Origin of the sequence: Micromonospora sp. NPDC049044, from assembly GCF_040649215.1 — a bacterium.
In the GTDB taxonomy this organism is placed as follows: domain Bacteria; phylum Actinomycetota; class Actinomycetes; order Mycobacteriales; family Micromonosporaceae; genus Micromonospora.
The window spans coordinates 198,888-218,495 of record NZ_JBEZFA010000004.1 but is presented as its reverse complement, the minus strand read 5'-3'; the positions used below and the strand labels follow the sequence as shown (position 1 = coordinate 218,495).

The 19,608-nt window shown below is 70.1% G+C and carries 17 protein-coding genes; 5 read left to right on the top strand and 12 right to left on the bottom strand.

Annotation, left to right across the window (positions count from 1 at the left end):
• Nucleotides 1-116: 116 nt before the first annotated feature.
• Both AB0B85_RS05025 and AB0B85_RS05020 read right to left on the bottom strand, forming a co-directional pair.
• Nucleotides 117-863, bottom strand: a complete 747-nt coding sequence (locus AB0B85_RS05025) for a phosphotransferase (protein ID WP_357403689.1) — start codon at nt 861-863, stop codon at nt 117-119.
• Nucleotides 864-957: 94 nt separating this feature from the next.
• A complete protein-coding gene (locus AB0B85_RS05020) occupies nt 958-1,578 on the bottom strand; it encodes a DedA family protein (RefSeq protein ID WP_357403687.1) in 621 nt (206 codons plus the stop codon).
• 520 nt (nt 1,579-2,098) lie between these two features.
• On the opposite strand from AB0B85_RS05020, the gene thrS reads away from it, so the two are divergent.
• Nucleotides 2,099-3,316, top strand: coding sequence for a threonine--tRNA ligase (gene thrS / locus AB0B85_RS05015; protein WP_357403685.1), 1,218 nt, complete (start codon nt 2,099-2,101; stop codon nt 3,314-3,316).
• 63 nt (nt 3,317-3,379) lie between these two features.
• Here the strand turns inward: thrS and AB0B85_RS05010 are convergent, their stop codons facing one another.
• From AB0B85_RS05010 to AB0B85_RS04995, 4 genes are all read right to left on the bottom strand, one after another.
• Nucleotides 3,380-5,302 (bottom strand): ABC transporter ATP-binding protein, encoded by a 1,923-nt coding sequence (locus AB0B85_RS05010; RefSeq protein ID WP_357403761.1) that lies wholly within the window; start codon nt 5,300-5,302, stop codon nt 3,380-3,382.
• A 146-nt stretch (nt 5,303-5,448) separates the two neighbouring features.
• Complete coding sequence (locus AB0B85_RS05005; RefSeq protein WP_357403683.1) at nt 5,449-7,182, bottom strand: ABC transporter ATP-binding protein; 1,734 nt, start codon at nt 7,180-7,182, stop codon at nt 5,449-5,451.
• A complete protein-coding gene (locus tag AB0B85_RS05000) occupies nt 7,176-7,658 on the bottom strand; it encodes a MarR family transcriptional regulator (RefSeq protein WP_357403681.1) in 483 nt (160 codons plus the stop codon). The genes AB0B85_RS05005 and AB0B85_RS05000 overlap by 7 nt, the downstream gene beginning before the upstream one ends.
• A 24-nt stretch (nt 7,659-7,682) precedes the next feature.
• On the bottom strand, nt 7,683-8,129 hold the full coding sequence (locus AB0B85_RS04995; RefSeq protein WP_357403679.1) for a DoxX family membrane protein: 447 nt from the start codon (nt 8,127-8,129) through the stop codon (nt 7,683-7,685).
• A gap of 84 nt (nt 8,130-8,213) precedes the next feature.
• Between AB0B85_RS04995 and AB0B85_RS04990 the strand changes: the two genes are divergently transcribed.
• Nucleotides 8,214-8,765 carry a TetR/AcrR family transcriptional regulator gene (locus AB0B85_RS04990; protein ID WP_357403677.1) on the top strand — a complete coding sequence of 184 codons (552 nt, stop codon included), beginning with the start codon at nt 8,214-8,216 and terminating at the stop codon, nt 8,763-8,765.
• A gap of 157 nt (nt 8,766-8,922) precedes the next feature.
• Here AB0B85_RS04990 and AB0B85_RS04985 read toward each other — a convergent pair whose 3' ends face one another.
• Both AB0B85_RS04985 and AB0B85_RS04980 read right to left on the bottom strand, forming a co-directional pair.
• Nucleotides 8,923-10,362, bottom strand: coding sequence for a GuaB1 family IMP dehydrogenase-related protein (locus AB0B85_RS04985; RefSeq protein WP_357403675.1), 1,440 nt, complete (start codon nt 10,360-10,362; stop codon nt 8,923-8,925).
• A 124-nt stretch (nt 10,363-10,486) separates the two neighbouring features.
• Entirely contained in the window at nt 10,487-12,238 is a 1,752-nt protein-coding gene (locus AB0B85_RS04980; protein ID WP_357403673.1) for a biotin carboxylase N-terminal domain-containing protein, read from the bottom strand.
• A gap of 139 nt (nt 12,239-12,377) precedes the next feature.
• Here AB0B85_RS04980 and AB0B85_RS04975 point away from each other — a divergent pair, with 139 nt between their 5' ends.
• The 3 genes from AB0B85_RS04975 to AB0B85_RS04965 all read left to right on the top strand — a co-directional run bounded on the left by AB0B85_RS04975 (nt 12,378) and on the right by AB0B85_RS04965 (nt 14,842).
• Entirely contained in the window at nt 12,378-12,986 is a 609-nt protein-coding gene (locus AB0B85_RS04975) for a PadR family transcriptional regulator (RefSeq protein WP_357403759.1), read from the top strand.
• Nucleotides 12,987-13,109: 123 nt separating this feature from the next.
• Nucleotides 13,110-14,069, top strand: a complete 960-nt coding sequence (locus AB0B85_RS04970) for an ATP-binding cassette domain-containing protein (protein ID WP_357403671.1) — start codon at nt 13,110-13,112, stop codon at nt 14,067-14,069.
• A 17-nt stretch (nt 14,070-14,086) separates the two neighbouring features.
• Nucleotides 14,087-14,842 (top strand): ABC transporter permease, encoded by a 756-nt coding sequence (locus AB0B85_RS04965; protein ID WP_357403669.1) that lies wholly within the window; start codon nt 14,087-14,089, stop codon nt 14,840-14,842.
• A 201-nt stretch (nt 14,843-15,043) separates the two neighbouring features.
• Here AB0B85_RS04965 and AB0B85_RS04960 read toward each other — a convergent pair whose 3' ends face one another.
• The 4 genes from AB0B85_RS04960 to AB0B85_RS04945 form a co-directional block, all read right to left on the bottom strand.
• Nucleotides 15,044-15,697: an O-methyltransferase gene (locus AB0B85_RS04960; protein WP_357403667.1), complete on the bottom strand. Its 654-nt coding sequence runs from the start codon at nt 15,695-15,697 to the stop codon at nt 15,044-15,046.
• The gene (locus AB0B85_RS04955) at nt 15,694-16,362 is read right to left on the bottom strand and encodes a Maf family protein (RefSeq protein WP_357403665.1); all 669 of its coding nucleotides are present in this window, start codon (nt 16,360-16,362) and stop codon (nt 15,694-15,696) included. Before AB0B85_RS04955 ends, AB0B85_RS04960 begins: the two co-directional genes overlap by 4 nt.
• 204 nt (nt 16,363-16,566) lie before the next feature.
• Nucleotides 16,567-17,706: a S8 family serine peptidase gene (locus AB0B85_RS04950; RefSeq protein WP_357403663.1), complete on the bottom strand. Its 1,140-nt coding sequence runs from the start codon at nt 17,704-17,706 to the stop codon at nt 16,567-16,569.
• Between the two features lie 1,369 nt (nt 17,707-19,075).
• Nucleotides 19,076-19,534 carry a hypothetical protein gene (locus AB0B85_RS04945; protein WP_357403661.1) on the bottom strand — a complete coding sequence of 153 codons (459 nt, stop codon included), beginning with the start codon at nt 19,532-19,534 and terminating at the stop codon, nt 19,076-19,078.
• Nucleotides 19,535-19,608 lie beyond the last annotated feature (74 nt).

Sequence of the window (19,608 nt, the reverse complement as noted above, 5' to 3'; positions counted from 1 at the left end):
ATCCGGGACGGCCACCGAATTCGGACCCCGGGACCACCCCTAGTCAGTCGGTTCGGGCGGGGACGACCCGAGCGGTCGGGCCCGGAGTTCCACGTGATCAGCGCACCCGGCGGACCCTAGGGGTCCCGCATCCGGGATCTGAGCACGTCGAATTCGCATCCCGGCGCGTCCGGATCGAAGCCGTGTTCGATCAGCCAGCGTGACGCCACCAGGCTGCGCAGTGACCACCAGGCGCGGATCACCTCCCGGTCCGCGTCGGGCCCGTACCCGGCGAGCAGGTCGTCCAGGCGTTCCTCGTGCCCGAGCGTCAGGATGGCGAGGTCGAACATGGCGTCGCCGGGGGCGGCTTCGGACCAGTCGATGACGCCGGTCACCTCGTCGCCGTCCACGAACACGTGGGTGATCTGCAGGTCGCCGTGGATGAACACCGGTCTCCACGGCCGGAGCGCGGCCTCGGCGATCTCGCGGTTACGCCGGATCACCTCGACCGGCAGCACGGCGTTGGCGAGCAGCCACGCGCACTCGCTGTCCAGCTCCGCCGCCGCGTCGTCGAGCCGGCGCCCCGGCCACGGCGGCAGCGGCGCGTCGTGCAGCCGCCGGATGGTGGCACCCGCCGCGGCCCAGGCCGCCGGCGACGCGGACGACGGTTCGCCGAGCAGGCCGAGCGCGGTGCCCGGCACGGCGGCGATGGCGAGCACGGGCGGCTGGTGCCAGCGGATCGCCGGGGTCGGTACCGGCGCCATCGCCATCGCCCGTACCTCCACGTCGGCGTGCGCGGGGTCGCCGTCGACCTTCAGGAACACGTCGCCGACGCGCAGCGTCGCCCGCTGGCGGTGGGCGACGACGACTTCAACCTCGTCCATACCGGCCATCCTGGCAATGACAGCTGCCGATGTCGCCCGACTTTACCGCCGTCGGTTCCGCTCCGTCCGGACGACGCCCTGCGGTGGGGTCAGCTCAGTCGATCGGGATGTTGGCTGCGGCGGCGGCGCGGGCGTGCCGGGCGCTGACCAGCGTCATGGCCCAGCCTGCCGCGGCGAAGCCGGCCGCCGCGGCGGTGGCGATGATGGCCAGTCGCCACGCCGACTCGGTGAGCGCGGTGCCGCCGAGGTGCCCGACAAACGCGCCGTAGCTGGCCCAGCCCAGCGCGGCGACTGCCTCGTAGAGCACGAACAACCGGTACGGGTAACGGCTGCGGCCGGCCGAGAAGCAGGCCGCCATCCGGCCGCCGGGCACGAACCGGCAGAGCAGGATGACAAGCGGTCCGGGTTGTCGGAGCCCCTGGGTGACCCGGCTCGCCATCCGGCGGGCCCGGCTCAGCTCGGCGTGCCGGGGCGACCGCCGGTCCGGTGCGAGCCGTCCGAGCAGGTAGCAGGCCAGGTCGCCGACGAAGACGCCGAGTGCGCCGACGGCGATGGTGACGGGCAGGTTGAGCCCGCCGTAGACGGTGAGCGCGCCGCTGGTGATCATGACGATCTGGGTGGGGATCACCGGTACGAAGGCGTCCGCGACCAGTAGGGCGAGCAGCACCAGGTACGCCCACGTCGGCGATGCGACGTCAGTGAGTAGTTCGGGCACGCCTGCCACCTCGCCGGATGCGGCCGATTGGGTGTCTTGAGCCTGACGGCGTGTCCGGCGTCACCGAGAACAGGCCCGGCCCGTCGTGACGGTCGACACGACAGGGGCCACCCAGGCACAACGAGTCGAACCGATCCCGGGTGACGGGTTCACCGCCTGTCCCACCCGTCCGGTACCGGTCGGCGGATCGGCGTACGTCGGCGTACCGTTGACGCGCGCGGCCCATGCCCGTCGGGTCCCCCGTTCCTGACGATTCGGGCCGCGAGGGCCGCCGGCGGGTCCCGCGCCGGCGGCCCATCTCTCTGCTCGCCGCCGCAAATCCGGGTGCGTCCCCGGCTGCCCCGCGAGTACGGTCGCCGTATGCGCAGCGCGGTAGTGGTGACCACGACGCCGGGAATCCCCGGCGTGCCGCTCTGACGTAACCACAGTCGACCAGGCCCCGGGGCGATCCGCCCCCGAGGGCCGCGCGCCGTTCGGAGACCAGGTCGCCTCCGGGTCGTACCCGATCCAGGAGCCCGACATGATCGACCACCGCAGGCTCGGCCGCGAGCTGGACCTCTTCGTCTCCGACCCGCTGGCCGGTGCCGGCCTGCCGATCTGGCTGCCCGCCGGCGCCGCCGCCCGGCACGCCGTCGAGGAGTACGTCCGGGAGTTGGAGCGCCGCTCCGGCCACCAGCACGTCTACTCGCCCCCACTGGGTAAGCGGGAACTCTTCGAACTCTCCGGGCACCTCGGCTACTTCGCCGACGACATGTTTCCGCCGATGCGGCTGAGCGCCGACGACGAGTTCGTGCTCCGGCCGGCGCTCTGCCCGCACCACGCCCTGGTCTTTCGCGCCCGGGGCCGCTCCTACCGCGAGCTGCCGCTGCGGATCGCGGAGCTGGGCGGGATGTACCGCTCGGAGCGTTCCGGGGTGCTCGGCGGGCTGTCCCGGGTGCGGGCCATCTCGCTCAACGACGCGCACACCTTCTGCGCCCCCGAGCAGGTCGGCGCGGAGGTCGTCGAGATCCTCGGGCTGATCCGCGCCGCGCACGCCGCGCTCGGCGTCCGCCCGGCCGGCTTCCGCCTCTCGTTGCGCGGGCCGGGAGAGAAGTACGTAGGCGACGACGCGCAGTGGGCCCACGCCCAGGAGCTGCTCCGGGGCGCGCTGGCCGGGGTGGAGTATGTCGAGGCACCCGGTGAGGCCGCCTTCTACGGCCCGAAGATCGACATTCAGATCGTCGACGCGGCCGGTCGGGAGTCGACCATCTCCACCATCCAGCTCGACTTCGACAAGCCGGAACGGTTCGACCTGTCGTACACCGCCTCGGACGGCAGCCGGCGTCGCCCGGTCATGGTGCACCGCAGCCTGGTCGGCAGCATGGAGCGGCTCTTCGCGTACCTGATCGAGGTGCACGAGGGCGCCTTCCCGGCCTGGTACGCGCCGGTCCAACTGGTCCTGCTGCCGGTCGACGACGGGCAGGCCGACGCGGCGGCCGACCTGGCCCGCCGAGCCGTCGACGCCGGCCTGCGGGTCGAGGTGGACGCCACCGGCTCGCTGGGTGCCCGGATCCGGGACGCGGCCCGCCGCCGCGTCCCGTACCTCGGGGTGGTGGGTGCCCGGGAGGCGGCCGACGGCCTCCTCGCGCTGCGCCTGCGCGGCGGCCGGGCCCTGGACCCGATGCCCGCCGCCGCGGCGCTGGCCCTGATCGGCGGGCAGGTCGCCGCCCGGGCCACCGAGCTGCTCCCGGTGGGCTGACTCCCTCGCTGAGCCGGGGTGGGTCGCCGCCGGTCGTTTGGCGCGCACGGCGGCGACCCGTTCTCAGACCGTCGCCGGCTGGGCGGCGGGGTCGGCCGGTTCCTCGTCGGCCACCGCGCCGGTGAACTGGGAGCGGTAGAGCCGGTGGTACGCGCCGTGCGCCGCGAGCAACTGCTCGTGGGTGCCCTGCTCGACGATCCGGCCGTTCTCCATCATCAGGATCAGGTCGGCGTCCCGAATGGTGGAGAGCCGGTGCGCGATGACGAAGCTGGTCCGGTCGGAACGCAGCGCGGCCATCGCCCGTTGCAGCAGCACCTCGGTGCGGGTGTCCACCGAGCTGGTGGCCTCGTCGAGGATCAGCAGTGACGGTTCGGCGAGGAACGCGCGGGCGATGGTGATGAGCTGCTTCTCGCCGGCGCTGACGTTGCTGCCCTCCTCGTCGATCACCGTGTCGTAGCCGTCCGGCAGGCTACGCACGAACCGGTCCACGAAGGTGGCCCGGGCCGCGGCGAGGATCTCCTCCTCGGTGGCATCCGGCCGCCCGTAGGCGATGTTGTCGCGGATGGTGCCGCCGAAGAGCCAGGTGTCCTGGAGCACCATGCCGATCCGGCCCCGCAGGTCGTCGCGGCGCATCGCTGTGATGTCCACCCCGTCGAGCGTGATCCGGCCGGCGTCCAGCTCGTAGAAGCGCATGACCAGGTTGACAAGTGTGGTCTTGCCGGCACCGGTCGGGCCGACGATCGCCACCGTGTGCCCCGGCTCGGCGACCAGCGACAGGTCGTCGATCAGCGGCTTGTCCGGCTCGTAGCGGAACGAGACGTGCTCGAACTCGACCCGCCCGTGCGGGTCGGTGACCCGGGCCGGCGCGACCGGGTCGGGGGTCTGCTCGTCGGCGTCGAGCACCGCGAAGACCCGCTCGGCCGACGCCACCCCGGACTGGAGCAGGTTGGCCATCGAGGCGAGCTGGGTGAGCGGCTGGGTGAACTGGCGGGAGTACTGGATGAACGCCTGTACGTCACCGAGGCTCATCGTGCCGGAGGCGACCCGCAGCCCACCGACCACGGCGATCGCCACGTAGCTCAGGTTTCCGATGAACATCATCGACGGCATGATGATCCCGGAGATGAACTGCGCCCCGAAGCTCGCCCGGAACAACTCCTCGTTCTTCGCGTGGAACGCGGCCTCCACCTCACGCTGCCGGCCGAAGACCTTCACCAGCTCGTGACCGGTGTACGCCTCCTCGATCTGACCGTTCAACGCGCCGGTGTGCGTCCACTGGGCCACGAACTGTTTCTGTGACCGCTTCGCGATGCGCTGGGTGACGAGCACCGACAGCGGCACCGCGATCAGCGCCACCAGGGCCAGCAGCGGCGAGATCCAGAACATCACGGCCAGCACGCCGATGACCGTCAGCAGCGAGGTGAGCAGCTGGCTGAGGGTCTGCTGGAGGCTCGTCGAGATGTTGTCGATGTCATTGGTGACCCGGCTGAGCAGCTCGCCTCGGGGCTGCCTGTCGAAGTAGGGCAGCGGTAGCCGGTTGAGCTTCTCCTCCACCTCGGCGCGCAGCCGCAGCACGGTGCGCTGGACCACCCCGTTGAGCAGCCAACCCTGCCACCAGGACAGCACGCTCGCGGCCAGATAGAGCCCGAGCGCCAGCAGCAGTACCCGGCCCAGGGCGTCGAAGTCGATGCCCATCCCGGGCACCACGTCCATCCGGGCCAGCATGTCGGCGAAGCTGTCGTTGCCGCTGGCCCGGGCTGCGGCGACGGCCTGCTCGGCGGTGGTGCCCGCCTCCAGTCGCCGACCGATCACGCCACTGAAGATGATGTCTGTGGCGTGGCCGAGGATCTTCGGACCGGCCACGCTGAAACCGACGCTGACCAGGGCCAGGGTGATGATCGCGGCCAGGTGCAGCCGGTGCGAACGCAGCCGGCCGAGCAACCGCCGGGCCGAGGGCCCGAAATTCATCGACTTCTCGGCGGGCATCCCGGCACTCATCCAGGCTGGACCGCCGCCCGGCCGGCCGGCCGGCAGCCGCTTCGGCGTCGCCGCGTCGCCGCCGGGTTGCGGCCCGGTCTCCCCGCTGGGCTTCTGACTGGGTACGGCCGCAGTGCGCGGCTCGTCGCGCTCGCTCACGCCGCCACCTCCGTGGTCTGCTGGGACGCCACGATCTCGGCGTACGTCGGGCAGGACTCCAACAACTCCGCGTGTCGTCCCACGCCGACGACCCCTCCGTTCTCAAGCACGACGATCTGGTCGGCGTCGATGATCGTGGAGACCCGCTGGGCCACGATCACCACCGCGGACTGCGCGGTGACCGGCCGCAGAGCGGCTCTCAGCCGCGCGTCGGTGCCCAGGTCGAGCGCCGAGAACGAGTCGTCGAAGAGGTAGATCTCCGGCTGCCGGACCAGCGCCCGGGCGATGGCCAGGCGTTGCCGTTGTCCACCGGAGACGGTGGTGCCGCCCTGGGCGATCGGTGCCTCCAGGCCGCCGGGCATCTGGGCCACGAAGTCCCGGGCCTGGGCGATCTCCAGTGCCGCCCACAGCTCCTCGTCGGTGGCGTCCGGATTGCCGTAGCGCAGGTTGCTGGCGACAGTTCCGGTGAACAGGTACGGCCGCTGCGGCACCAGGCCGATCCGCCGCCACAACTCGTCCGGCGCCAACTGCCGCACGTCCACCCCGTCGACAAGCACCGCGCCCGCTGTGACGTCGACCAGGCGGGGGATCAGCGACAGCAGTGTCGTCTTGCCGGCGCCGGTGCTGCCGATGATCGCCGTGGTGGTGCCCGGGGTGGCCCGGAAGGAGATGTCGCGCAGCACCGGTTCGACCGCGCCCGGGTACTGGAAGCGCACCCCGCGCAGCTCCAACTCGGCCCGGGTGGTCAGCTCGCTGACCGGCGCGGCGGCGGGGACCACCGAGGACTCGGTGTCCAGCACCTCGACGATCCGCTCGGCGCAGACCGCGGCCCGGGGCACCATCATCAGCATGAACGTGGCCATCATCACGGCCATCAGGATCTGCATCAGGTACGCCAGGAACGCGGTGAGCGCGCCGATCTCGATCGCACCCGAGTCGACCCGCTGGGCGCCGAACCAGAGCACCGCCACGCTCGACACGTTCAGCACCAACATGACCACCGGGAAGATCAACGCCATCAGTCGTCCGGTCCGCAGGGCGGTGGCGGTCAGGTCGGCGTTGGCGACACCGAAGCGGTCCGTCTCGTACGGCTCCCGGACGAAGGCACGGACGACCCGGATGCCGGTGATCTGCTCGCGCAGCACCCGGTTGACGGTGTCGATCCGGGTCTGCATCAACCGGAAGCCCGGCACCATCCGGCGGATGATGGCGCTCAGCGCGACGGCCAGGACCGGCACGCTCACCAGCATCAGCCAGGAGAGCCCGACGTCCTCGCGCAGCGCCATCACCACGCCACCGACGCTCATGATCGGCGCGGCGACCAGCATGGTGCAGCTCATCAGGACGAGCATCTGCACCTGTTGCACATCGTTGGTGTTCCGTGTGATCAACGAGGGTGCCCCGAACCGGGCCACCTCGCGGGCGGAGAAACGGTTGATGTGCCCGAACAACGTGGCCCGGACGTCCCGACCGAAGCCCATCGCGATCCGCGCGCCGAGGTAGACCGCGGCGATCGAGCAGATGATCTGGATCAGACTGACAAGCAGCATCCAGCCGCCGGTGTGCACGATGTAGTCGGTGTCGCCCCGCGCCACGCCCTTGTCGATGATGTCGGCGTTGAGGCTGGGCAGGTAGAGCGAGGCCATGGTGCCCACGAACTGGAGCAGCACCACCGCCAACAGCGGTCTGGAGTACGGGCGCAGTTGGCCGCGCAACAGTTGGATCAGCACGACGGTTCCTCCGCGTCGGTGGGTCGTCCGGTCATCCGCGGGTCGTCTCCGCTGCCGATGACCTCGAGTAGGAACTCCCGGATCACCTGGGCCTTCGCCGGGTCGGCGTCGACCGAGGTGAGTGGGCGTCCGGTGTGCATGAGGGCGCCGAGCGCGGCTACCCGCTCCCGCCCGGCGGGGGTGATGGCGAGTCGGATGCTGCGCCGGTCGCTGTCGTCGCGCTGCCGCTCGACCAGACCGTCGCGTTCGAGTGTGTCGACGATGCCGGTCAGGGTCGCCGGGCGGACGAACCCCTTCTCGGCGACCTGGCGATGGGGCAGCTCGCCGTGTCGGGCGAGCGTCATCAGGGTGATCATGCCGGCCTGGGTGAGGCCGTGCTCCTCGGCGAGGTAGCGGTTCCACCGCTGCCCAACGAGGTGCCCGGCCACCACCAGCAGCCGGCCGAGCGGCACATCCTGGAGGGTGATGAGTTCCACGGGGGTACATTAGCCCCCTGATAGTCAGGGGCCAAACGAAATAACGGCAGCCGTGGCGACGAACACGAGTTGCAGGACGGTGCGCTGCGCGAGCGGAGTGACCGGGCGTCCGGCGAGGGTCAGCCTCCGGCGCGCGGCCGAGACGTTGGCCGGGAACATCGCGAGCATGAGCAGGCCGAGTCCGGCCGCGGCCAACCGGGCGGTGGCCGGGATCAGCAGCCCGACGGCGCCAACCAGCTCCAGCGCGCCGGTGACGGTGACCAGCAGATCCGGCCGGGGCAGGCCGGGCGGGACCATCGCGATCAGGCCGTCCCGGCGCTTGCCGACGAAGTGCGCGAGGCCGGTCACCAGGAACAGCAGTGCCAGCCCGACCCGCAGTGCGGGGTGCCAGCCGTCGAGTGCGGCGACACCGGCCAGGCCAGCCAGTCGGGCCATCGTGGTGCCGATCAAAAGGGCCATCAGGGGTGCCATCGAAATCCTCCTCAGCGCAATCTTGTCATTGGCAAGATTGCGCGACGGAGTGGCATCTTGTCAATGACAAGATAGGATTTGGGCATGACCGAGACGCGCGGCTACCACCACGGCGACCTCCGGCGCACCCTGCTCGCAGCGGCACTCGACGCGATCGAGGAGGTCGGGCCGGCCGCGTTGAGCCTGCGCGACCTGGCACGTCGGGCCGGTGTCTCGCACGCCGCGCCCGCCCACCACTTCGGCGACAAGGCCGGCCTGCTCACCGCCCTCGCCGCTCAGGGCTTCGACCTGCTTGCCCAGGCGTTGAGCGCGGCGGGAGACGACCTGCTGGCCGCCGGAGTCGCGTACGTCGACTTCGCCGTCGGGCACCGCGCGCACTTCGAGGTGATGTTCCGGCCCGAGCTGTACCGGGCCGACGATGCGGAGCTGGTCGCCGCTCGGGAGCGCGCTGGCGCCGCCCTGCGTTCCGGGGTCGCCGCACTGCCAGCCGGAGGCGACGCCGACCGGGATGCCCTCGCCGCCTGGTCGATCGCCCACGGTTTCGCAACCCTCTGGCTGGCCAACGCCCTCCCGGCCCGGGTAGGCAACAACCCGAGCAAAGCAGCCCGCCAAGTCCTAAGCCGCCTAACCCCCTAACCCCACCCCCGGCCCCCGGCCCCCCGGCCCCCCGGCCCCCCGCCCTCTCTGGTTGATCATGAAGTTATTGCCTTCCGCATCGGCGTGTCGGGGCAATAACTTCATGATCAACGAGGTGGAGCGGTGGGGGTGGGGTGGGGTGGGGGTGGGGGTGGGGTTACCAGCTGGTGGGGAGGGGCATTCCCTCGGTGAAGCCGGCGGCACTCTGGACACCGACGATCGCCCGCTCGTGGAACTGCGTCAGGTCCCGCGCGCCGGCGTAGGTGAAGGCGCTGCGTACCCCGGCGATGATCTCGTCGATCAGGTCCTCGACGCCGGGTCGGGTCGGGTCCAGATACATCCGCGCCGAGGAGATGCCCTCCTCGAACACCGCCTTGCGGGCCCTGTCGTACGGGCTGTCGTCGGCGGTACGCGCACTGACCGCCCGCGCCGAGGCCATCCCGAAGCTCTCCTTGTACCGCCGACCGTCCGGCTCGGTGTAGAGGTCACCGGGAGACTCGTAGGTGCCGGCGAACCAGGAGCCGATCATCACGTTCGACGCGCCGGCGGCGAGGGCGAGTGCCACGTCGCGGGGGTGCCGCACCCCGCCGTCGGCCCAGACGTGCCGGCCCAGCTCCCGGGCCGCCGTCGAGCAGTCGAGCACTGCGGAGAACTGCGGCCGGCCCACGCCGGTCATCATCCGGGTGGTGCACATCGCGCCCGGCCCGACGCCGACCTTGATGATGTCCGCGCCGGCCTCCACCAGGTCGCGTACCCCCTCGGCGGTGACCACGTTGCCAGCCGCCACCGGGACGCCCGGGTCCAGCTTGCGGACCGCCCGCAACGCCGAGATCATCCGCTCCTGGTGGCCGTGTGCGGTGTCCACGACAAGCGTGTCCACCCCCGCTTCCAGCAGGGCGCGGGCCTTGCCCGTGACGTCGCCGTTGATCCCGACGGCAGCCGCGATGCGCAGCCGGTCCCGGTCGTCCACCGCCGGCGTGTAGAGGGTGGCGCGCAGCGCGCCCTGGCGGGTCAGTACCCCGACCAGCCGACCGTCGGCGTCCACCACCGGAGCGAGCCGGCGACGGCCGGCGGAGAGCCTGTCGAAACCGGTACGCGGGTCGGCGTCCGCCGGCACGGTGTGCAGCTCGGTGGACATGACATGACGTAGCTGGGCGAACCGGTCCACCCCGGTGGTATCCGCCTCGGTGACCACGCCCACCGGCCGGCCGGCCTCGTCGACCACGATCACCGCGCCGTGCGAGCGCTTCGGCAGCAGGTGGATGGCGTCCCCGACGGTCTCCGTCGGGCCAAGCGTGATGGGCGTGTCGTAGACCAGGTGCCGCTGCTTGACCCAGGCGACGACATTCGCCACCACCTCGATCGGGATGTCCTGCGGAATCACCGCGATCGCGCCCCGACGGGCCACCGTCTCGGCCATCCGCCGGCCGGCGACCGCTGTCATGTTCGACACCACGAGCGGGATGGTGGTGCCGGTGCCGTCGCTGGTGGACAGGTCGACGTCGAGCCGGGAACCGAGGTCGGAACGGGCCGGCGCCATGAAGACGTCGGTATAGGTCAGGTCGTGCGCGGGAACCGCGCCGTGTAGGAACCGCACCCGGCCATCATTCCCGCCCTCGGTCGCCATCGCCCACGTCGGTGCCGCAAACCACCCGGCCGCACGCCCTGCAGCCCGACAAAGCGTAAGGAAGGGCCCGTTCCTATGCGCCCGGCGCCTTCCTTCAGGTGATGGTGCAGATGGGTGCACCGGCGGTGATCACGGCACCGACCTCGGCGGTGAGCCCGCTGACCGTGCCCGCCTTGTGGGCGTGCAACGGCTGCTCCATCTTCATCGCCTCCAGCACCACCACCAGGTCGCCCTCGGCCACCGTGTCCCCCTCGGCGACCGCGATCTTGACGATGGTGCCCTGCATGGGGGAGGCGAGGGCGTCGCCGCCTACCGGCGCGCCCGCCTTGCCCGCGCCACCGCGCCGAGTCGGCTTGCGGGTGGCGGGTGCGGCGGTGGTCGTACTCCCGCCGAAGCCGGCGGGGAGGCTGACCTCGATGCGCTTGCCGCCCACCTCGACCACGACGGTGTCGCGTTCGGCCGGCGCGTCGACGGCGCCGGCGGCGGCGGTGAACGGCGGCACGGTGTTGTCGAACTCGGTCTCGATCCATCGGGTGTGCACGGTGAACGGTTCGGCGGTGAACGCCTCGTCGCGCACCACCAGGCGGTGGAACGGCAGCGCGGTGGCCATCCCGTCGACCACCATCTCGTCAAGTGCGCGGCGGGCGCGCTCAAGTGCCTCGGTCCGCGTCTCACCGATGATGATCACCTTGGCGAGCAGCGAGTCGAAGTTGCCGCCGATCACGTCGCCGGCCGAGATGCCGGTGTCCACCCGGACGCCGGGCCCCGAGGGCAGCCGCAGCGCGGTGACAGTGCCCGGGGCGGGCAGGAAGCTGCGACCCGGGTCCTCGCCGTTGATCCGGAACTCGATGGCGTGGCCGCGCGGCGTCGGGTCCTCGGTGCTCCGCAGCTTCTCGCCGTCGGCGATCCGGAACTGCTCGCGGACCAGGTCGATGCCGGCGGTCTCCTCGGTGACCGGGTGCTCGACCTGGAGCCGGGTGTTGACCTCCAGGAAGGAGATGGTGCCGTCCCTGCCGACCAGGTATTCGACAGTGCCGGCGCCGTGGTAGCCGGCCTCGCGGCAGATCGCCTTGGCGCTGTCGTGGATCTGGGCACGCTGGGCGTCGGTGAGGAACGGCGCGGGGGCCTCCTCGACCAGCTTCTGGTGCCGGCGTTGCAGCGAGCAGTCGCGGGTGCCGACCACGATTACGTTGCCGTGCTGGTCGGCGAGGACCTGAGCCTCGACGTGGCGGGGCTGGTCCAGGTAGCGCTCGACGAAGCACTCGCCCCGGCCGAACGCCGCTACCGCCTCCCGGGTGGCCGACTCGAACAGTTGGGGGATCTCCTCCATCGTCCGGGCGACCTTGAGGCCGCGTCCGCCACCGCCGAAGGCGGCCTTGATGGCGACCGGCAGGCCGTGGTCGACGGCGAACGCAATCACCTCGTCCGGGCTGGCCACCGGGTCCGGGGTGCCGGGGACCAGCGGAGCGCCGGCGCGCTGGGCGATGTGCCGGGCGGTGACCTTGTCACCCAGGTCGCGGATCGCCTGCGGGGTGGGGCCGATCCAGGTCAGCCCGGCGTCGATGACGGCCTGGGCGAAGTCGGCGTTCTCGCTGAGGAAGCCATAACCCGGGTGTACGGCGTCGGCGCCGGCCCGGGCGGCGACGTCGAGCAGCTTGTCGATGCGCAGGTACGTGTCGGTCGCGCTGTCTCCGCCGAGGGCGTACGCCTCGTCCGCGAGCGTGGCGTGCAGCGCGTCGCGGTCGGAGTCCGCGTACACGGCGACGCTGCCCAGGCCGGCGTCGCGGCACGCACGGATCACCCGGACGGCGATCTCGCCGCGGTTGGCGATGAGTACCTTGCGCACCTTCGTGGCTCCTCCCCGGCAGGTTACTGACCGGGAGTGTATCGGCCGCCTCGGTTGCCCTAACGATCGCTCAGTGTGGAATGTGGCACTCACTATAGTCAAACTTGGCTATTACGCTTGCGGGGTGTCTGCGACTCGAATGATGATCCTTGGTCTGGTGCGGTGGATGCAGCCCGTGCACGGCTACGACGTGCGCCGTGAGCTGTTGAGCTGGAGTGCCGACAAGTGGGCGAACGTGCAGCCCGGCTCGATCTACCACGCGTTGCGCAAACTGACCGAGGAAGGGCTGCTCAACGCCGTCGCGACCGAGCAGGTCGGCGGACGTCCGGCGCGGACGACCTATGAGGTGACCCCCAAGGGGGAGGACGAGTTCGAGACGTTGCTGCGCAACCTCTGGTGGAACCTCAGCGAGCCGCCCGACCCGTTCGCGGCGGCGTTCTCCTTCCTGCCGGCGATGCCCCGTTCGGAGGCGGCGGCCGCCCTGCGGAACCGGGCCAACCTGCTCCGGGCCAACGTCGCCTCGATGCGTGCCTCGCTCGAATCGGACTGGGTCCGAAACGCCAAGCCGGTGCACGTCAGCTGGATGGTGGAGCTCTGGTCCGCCCGCGCCGAGGCGGAGGTGGCGTGGTGCGAGCGAATCGCGGAACGGGTCGAGTCCGGTGTGTCGTACCTGCCTGCTCAGATGGAGAACGCGGATGGTTGGTCGGGGTGGCGGGACGGCGAGGAGCGACCCGCGCCCAGCGCGTAATAATCAACGTTGACTAAGAAAGTTATATCGCGTTACCCTGCTGTGGCACAGCGGGGGAGTGCGCCGTCCGGCGTCGTCCCACTCGGCGGCCGGCTCGACCGGCCCGAACGACCAGGAGCGAAAATGATCGAGACCAGGGGGCTGCGGAAGTCGTTCCGCTCCCGCGCGGGTCGAGAGACGAAGACGGTGGACGCCGTGCGGGGCGTCAACCTTGAGGTCGCCGAGGGCGAGATCTTCGGCTTCCTCGGTCCCAACGGCGCCGGCAAGACCACCACGCTGCGGATGCTCGCCACGCTCATCGAGCCGGACGGCGGCGAAGCCACCATCGCCGGCGCGGACCTCCGCAAGGACCCGGCCGAGGTACGCCGTCGCATCGGCTACGTCCCGCAGGGCGGCAGCACCTGGGACGAGTCCACCGCGCGCGAGGAGCTGGTGCTGCACGCCCGCATGTACGGCATCGGCAAGGCCGACGCGCAGCGCCGCGCCGTCCGCGCGCTGGACGCCTTCCAGCTCTCCGAGTACGCGGACCGCAAGTGCAAGACCTACTCCGGCGGGCAGCGTCGGCGGGTCGAGATCGCCCTCGGCATCATCCACGAGCCGAAGATCGTCTTCCTGGACGAGCCGACCACCGGCCTCGACCCGCAGAGCCGCGCGCACATGTGGGACGAGATCCGGCGGCTACGCGCCGACGGGATGACCGTCTTCATCACCACCCACTACCTGGACGAGGCCGACGCGCTCTGCGACCGGATCGCGATCATGGACAACGGCGAGGTCGTGGCCGAGGGCACCCCCACCGAACTCAAGCGCGAGATCTCCGGCGACGTGGTGCTTGTCGGCCTCGACCTGACCGCCACCCCGCAGGCCGCCAAGGCCCTCGACGGCGAACCGTTCGTCAACAAGCTGGAGACCGTCGACGAGGGCGGCCTGCGCCTCTACGTCGACGAGGGCGCCACCGCCATCCCGCAGGTGCTGCGCCGACTCGACCACGCGGGCCTGGAGCTGCGCTCGATCGAGCTGCACCGCCCCAGCCTGGACGACGTCTTCCTCACCAAGACCGGTCGCTCGCTGCGCGAGTCCTGACAATCCGGAGATCACTCATGAAATTCGCCCGTGACACCTGGCTGATCTTCCAACGCCAGACTCAACTCCTGCTGCGCAACCCGGTATGGGTCTTCGTCGGGGTGTTCCAGCCGGTCATGTACCTACTGCTCTTCGCCCCGCTGCTCAAGCCGGCCCTGAACGCGCCCACCCAGGCCGCCGCCTACAAGATCTTCGTACCCGGTCTGTTGGTGCTACTGGCGATCTTCGGTGGGCTGTTCCAGGGCTTCGGCCTGATCGCCGAGCTGCGCGCCGGGGTCATCGAACGCTCCCGGGTCACCCCGATCAGCCGGTTCGCCCTGCTCCTCGGCCGCTCGCTGCGCGACGTCGTGTCGCTCATCGTGCAGGCGGTCATCATCACCCTGCTGGCGCTCCTGTTCGACCTGCGGGTGTTCATCGGAGACCTGCTGCTGGCGTACCTGATGCTCGCCCTGATCGCCCTCATGACCTCGGCCGTCTCCTACGGCGTCGCCCTCAAGGTCAAGAGCGAGGACGCGCTGGCTCCCCTGATGAACACGGTGGCGCAGCCGGTGCTGTTGCTGTCCGGCATCCTGCTGCCGCTCACCTACGCCCCCGGCTGGTTGCAGGGCATCGCCAACTGGAACCCGTTCTCCTGGGCGGTCGACGGCACCCGGGCGCTCTTCGCCGGTGACCTGGCCAGCGACAAGGTCTGGCAGGGCCTCGGCATCACCGCAGTGCTCGCCGCGCTGGGCGTCTACTGGGCCGCCCGCCAGTTCGCCCGCAGCGTCCGCTGACCCGCTCGTGCCCGGCCGTGCTCGGCCGGCTCGGTGTGCCCGGTTGGCTCGGCGTGCCTGGCTGGCTCGGCGGGCCCGGTCGCTCGGAGTGCCGGCCCGGCCCGGCGTGATCGACTCGGTTTCCTGAAAGTCGGGGTGTCCTACCGCGTGGGATGCCGCGACTTTCAGGAAACCGAGAGGATCAAGGGGTGGCGTCGCCGCTCAGCGCACCCGGGCGAGGGTGAGGCCGTCCGCGATCGGCAGCATCACCGGGTCCACCCGTACGTCGGCCAACACCGCATCGTTGAACGCGGCGATCGCCCGGTCGCCCTCGTCTTGCGGCGCGACGATCCGTCCGCCGCGCAGGACATTGTCGACTGCGATCACTCCACCGGGGCGCATCCGGGGCACCAACTCCGCCCAGTAGACCGGGTAGCCCGTCTTGTCGGCGTCAATGAACGCGAAGTCCAGGTAGCGCTCGTGCGGTAACTCCCGCAACGTCTCACCGGCCGGGCCGATGCGCAGCTCGATCCGGTCCTGTACGCCGGCCCGCGCCCAGTAACGCCGGGCGATGCCGGTGAACTCCTCGGAGATGTCGAAGCAGGTCAACCGCCCGCCCTCGGGTAGGCCACGGGCGATCGCCAGCGACGAGAGGCCGGTGAACGTGCCGACCTCGACCGCCTGCCGTACGTCGAGGAGCCGGGTGAGGAACGTCAGAAAGGCCGCCTGCTCGGGTGCCACCTGCATCGTGGCGTGTTCTGGCAGCACCGACCGGGTCTCCTCGGCCAGATCCTGAATGATCTCGTCCGGCGGGGAACCGTGGGCGACCAGGTAGGCGTGCAGCTCGTCAGTCAGCGGGATCGACTTGGTGGTCATGACCGGACGTTACCGACCGGATCGACCGACTGACCCCCCGGCGCGACCTTCGTCCACAGGTCAATGATCCGTAGGCCGAGTTCCGCGAGGAGTCGACGCAGCAACGGCATCGACAGCCCGACCACCGTCCCCGGGTCACCTTCGATCCGCTCCACGAATGGCCCGCCCAACCCGTCGATCGTGAACGCGCCGGCCACCGCCAGCGGCTCGCCACTTGCCACGTACGCGGCGATCTCGTCGTCGCTGATGTCAGCGAAGTGGACAATTGTCGAGGCGACCGCCTCCGCGCGCCGGCCGGCGGTGACGTCGACGAGGCAGTGCCCACTGTGCAGCACGCCGCTGCGCCCCCGCATCCGCAGCCACCTCCCGGTAGCGTCCGTCGGATCCGCTGGCTTGCCGAGAATCTCCCCGTCGAACTCGAGCACCGAGTCGCAGCCGATCACCAGCGTCCGCTGGTCGGCGCCGGGGCTCAGCCGGGTCAACACCGCCTGCGCCTTGAGCCGCGCCAACTCCAGGCACAACTCCTCAGCCCGATCGGTCACCACCAACGACTCGTCCACCCCGCTGACCAGCACATCTGGCTCAATCCCGGCAGCCTGGAGGGACTTGCGACGAGCGGGGCTCGCCGAGGCGAGCACAAGGCGGAGCGGCAGATTCTCAGACACCCATCCGACGTTACCGGCTACCCACCCCCACAACGACCTCCCGCCACGCAACCACCGCGCGCCCGCGCCCGCCGTGCCCGCTGTCCGCTGTCCGCCGCGCCCGCCGCGCGATGATCGACTCGCCTTCGCTGATATCGGGGCATCCCAGCGACCCGGACACCGCGACATCAAGAAACCCGAGTTGATCGCCAGACCGCCGACCAATCAGCGGCTAATCCTGGGCGGCGGATCATCACCGCGCCGACGCCGCCGCGCCACCACCGCCCATCCGACCCCCGCGGCCAAAATCACCCCAAGCGTGGCCAGCCCGCGCGCCGTCGCGGCACCCTCGTCGCCGCCGGGCTGTGCAACAGCCGTCGTCGGGCCAGCACCAGCCGACGCGGTCACAGATTCAAACCCCAGCGGCGGTACGTCCGCAGTCAGCGCCGCCACCAGATCGATCACGCCATAGCCGTACTCGTCGTCACGCCCAGGCGCACCCTTGTCGATCGCCGTCGCAGTGAGCCGGTGCGCCACCTCCCGCGCCGGCAGGTGCGGGTACTTGGACCGAATCAACGCCGCCGCCCCCGCCACAATCGCCGTGGCGCTAGATGTGCCAGTACCCTTCGAATACTTTCCGTCGTAACTGGTGCTGTAGATGTCAACAGCGGGAGCAGCCACGTCGACTCTGGGCCCGGTCACCGAGATGGCGGCATGCAGTCCGTCTCGACCGATACCCCCAACGGCGATTACGCCCTCTTCGCTTGCCGGATAACCCACAAGGGTGTCCATGGGTCGATTACCTGCCGCGGCCACCACTACAACGTCCGCATTCTGGGCGGACAAAATTGCTTGCTGAAGTCGCACGCTGGCACCAGCGACCGCCGAGATGCTAATAACGTCGGCGCCCCTCGCGATCGCGAATTCGATACCGGATGCCAGTGCATCAGGATCACCCAAGCCGTTCGGTGGCGTGTCAAAGATCGGAAGAATCCTTGCTCTAGGCGCGATGCCAAGAGCTCCCCGACCGTCTTCCCCTCCATGTGCGGCTATTAACCCCGCCATCGAAGTTCCATGACTGTCTCGATCTTGGCGCCCATCGCCGCTTCCGCCAGGAATGACGTCTGTTCCTTCGAGTAAGTTTCCGCGTAAATCGGGATGGGCGTCGACTCCTGTGTCCGGCACCGCAACGATCACGCCAGACCCTTGGCTCAACAGATGTGCCCGGTCAATGTGGAGGAATGGAAGATGCCATTGGTCGCTCCGGATGAGGTCCGCCTCTTGTGTTGGGGCGGCAATGCCCCCGGGTAGTAGCACCCCGGCCAGCGCTACCCCCAATGCTCCTGCCAGGAACTGCCCAATCATCTACTAAAACCGATTGCCGGCCCAGGGTCGATCGGATCATCCCGGTCCGGAGGTCGGACCACTGGAGGAACGCCTTTGTCGGTTTCCCAGGGGTTGTCTGGATCCCATTGACGGAAATTTTGGTCGATCTCAGGCCGCGTTCCTGGGCGCCCAGCGCCTGCGGGTGCCCCAGGTGCACCACCTATTGGGAAACCGCCTACGCTTCCATTAATGCCGCGTCCCCCACCTGGTCGGCTTCCTGCTGAACCGGTGGGCGCTGTACCTGCGCCACCGCCGCCGATGACCCCGCCAACGGGATTGACTCTTCTGGGGGCACCCGCGTTCCCCGAAGTTTGACCAGTACCCAACCCTGGCGCACCTCCGATCACCCCTCCAGCAGAGGGGGCGGGGCGGGCAGGCGGCGTGGGTCGCGCTGCGCTTCCATCGGTGCCGTCATGGACTGGCCTTCCCAGCGACCCTGGTTGACTTGCCCGCAATGCAGGCGAGGGTGACGAGTTCATCGGAGGGCTAAGGGGGGTCGCTTGTGCGAGCCCAGACCCGGCGGTTAGCGGGCCGGCTGTCGCTGATGTCTGAATCGTGGGCGTGGCAGTGATAGGCGATGGCGATGAGACTCCCGCTACGGCACTCCCGAGAACTGGCCCGGTTGCTGGTGCCAGGGATACGGGCCCGACCCTCCCAGCGCTTCCGCTGGCCGTCTGAGCCATTGGGGCAGTGGACAAAGGCGCTGGCACGATAGGCGGAATCACCGGGGCCGGATAACCGCCATACACATCGGAATCTTCCGGCTGCCTCGCGCTTCGTGGCGCTGCTGGTGGTTTTTGGAGGGTTGCTTGGGCTTGTTGGAGTTCGCCGCTGAGGTTGAACATGGCTGTCCGGGCCTGAACGTTGAGCCGTTCCAGGTCCCCGTCGGTAACGGGCGTTTCGGTGACCCGATTACCCATCACCGCCTTCGGGTCGGCGGCCATCGATTCGAATGCCTGCTTCTGTTGGGACTTGGTCGCGTACTCCTCGTGGATCTTGCGGAGCGCGGCGCGGGTGGTGCCGATGGCCTGGGTGGCGGCGGCGAGCGCCGTGTAGTTCGCGGCGGCGGCGTCGTGGGTGCGCTGCACCTTGTCGATCAGCTCGTCGAGTTCGGCGAGGTAGACGCTGGCGGCGGCGCTGGTTTCGGGCGGCCATGCCGCGGCGAGCCCGCGCCGGTATTCCTGGAGGCGGCTGAGGTGGGTTTGCGCCAGGTCGCAGACCTTGCGCCAGCCGGCGACCTGCTTCCAGTGGTTGTCGGTGTCGTGGTCCTGAAGGCACGCCCACATGCTGTTGACGTCCATCAGTTGCCAGTCGGTGAGGCCGGAGGTGCGGCCGGCGCCCCGTTCGATCATGGCAGGATCACCGGGCCTTCGACGTCGGGGCCGGTCGGGTCGGTAAGCAGCGGTGTCGGGCCGCCGGGCAGCATGCTTGTCGGGTCGGCGAGGGCCTGTCGGACGTCCACCACTCGCGCGGCGGTGAAGGCGTCGCTGTCGGCGTACCGGGTGGCGACCTGGTTGGCGGCGGCGGCCAGGTGGCCGGTGGCGCCGCGGACCGCGTAGACCATGTCGGCGGTGGCCTGTTGTGTCTCGTGGTGCGCGTGCAGGAAGTGGACCAGCTCGATGAAGGCGTCGCACGGGTTGGGTAGCCGTGCGGACATGTCTTCGGCGATGTACGGAAGGTGCGGCGCGTAGTTGCTCTCGACCTCGTCGGCGAGCCGGTCGGCGAACTCTCTGAGCTGGCTGATGTCGGCCTCGATGCCGCCGTAGTCGCGTAACCAGGGCGCTGGCCGGTCCTCTTCGGGGATCACGGGCCCTCCCTAACTGTCACGACGCCGTCTCCCTGAGTGAGGGTAACCGCTGCACGCGCCCCTGGCAGCCCCCG

What these genes read in the sequence shown, in the direction of transcription:
- AB0B85_RS05025 (WP_357403689.1), bottom strand. Translation starts at nt 863, where the DNA reads ATGGACGAGGTTGAAGTCGTCGTCGCCCACCGCCAGCGGGCGACGCTG.
- thrS (WP_357403685.1), top strand. Translation starts at nt 2,099, where the DNA reads ATGATCGACCACCGCAGGCTCGGCCGCGAGCTGGACCTCTTCGTCTCC.
- AB0B85_RS05010 (WP_357403761.1), bottom strand. Translation starts at nt 5,302, where the DNA reads ATGCCCGCCGAGAAGTCGATGAATTTCGGGCCCTCGGCCCGGCGGTTG.
- AB0B85_RS04995 (WP_357403679.1), bottom strand. Translation starts at nt 8,129, where the DNA reads ATGGCACCCCTGATGGCCCTTTTGATCGGCACCACGATGGCCCGACTG.
- AB0B85_RS04990 (WP_357403677.1), top strand. Translation starts at nt 8,214, where the DNA reads ATGACCGAGACGCGCGGCTACCACCACGGCGACCTCCGGCGCACCCTG.
- AB0B85_RS04975 (WP_357403759.1), top strand. Translation starts at nt 12,378, where the DNA reads ATGATGATCCTTGGTCTGGTGCGGTGGATGCAGCCCGTGCACGGCTAC.
- AB0B85_RS04970 (WP_357403671.1), top strand. Translation starts at nt 13,110, where the DNA reads ATGATCGAGACCAGGGGGCTGCGGAAGTCGTTCCGCTCCCGCGCGGGT.
- AB0B85_RS04965 (WP_357403669.1), top strand. Translation starts at nt 14,087, where the DNA reads ATGAAATTCGCCCGTGACACCTGGCTGATCTTCCAACGCCAGACTCAA.
- AB0B85_RS04960 (WP_357403667.1), bottom strand. Translation starts at nt 15,697, where the DNA reads ATGACCACCAAGTCGATCCCGCTGACTGACGAGCTGCACGCCTACCTG.
- AB0B85_RS04950 (WP_357403663.1), bottom strand. Translation starts at nt 17,706, where the DNA reads ATGATTGGGCAGTTCCTGGCAGGAGCATTGGGGGTAGCGCTGGCCGGG.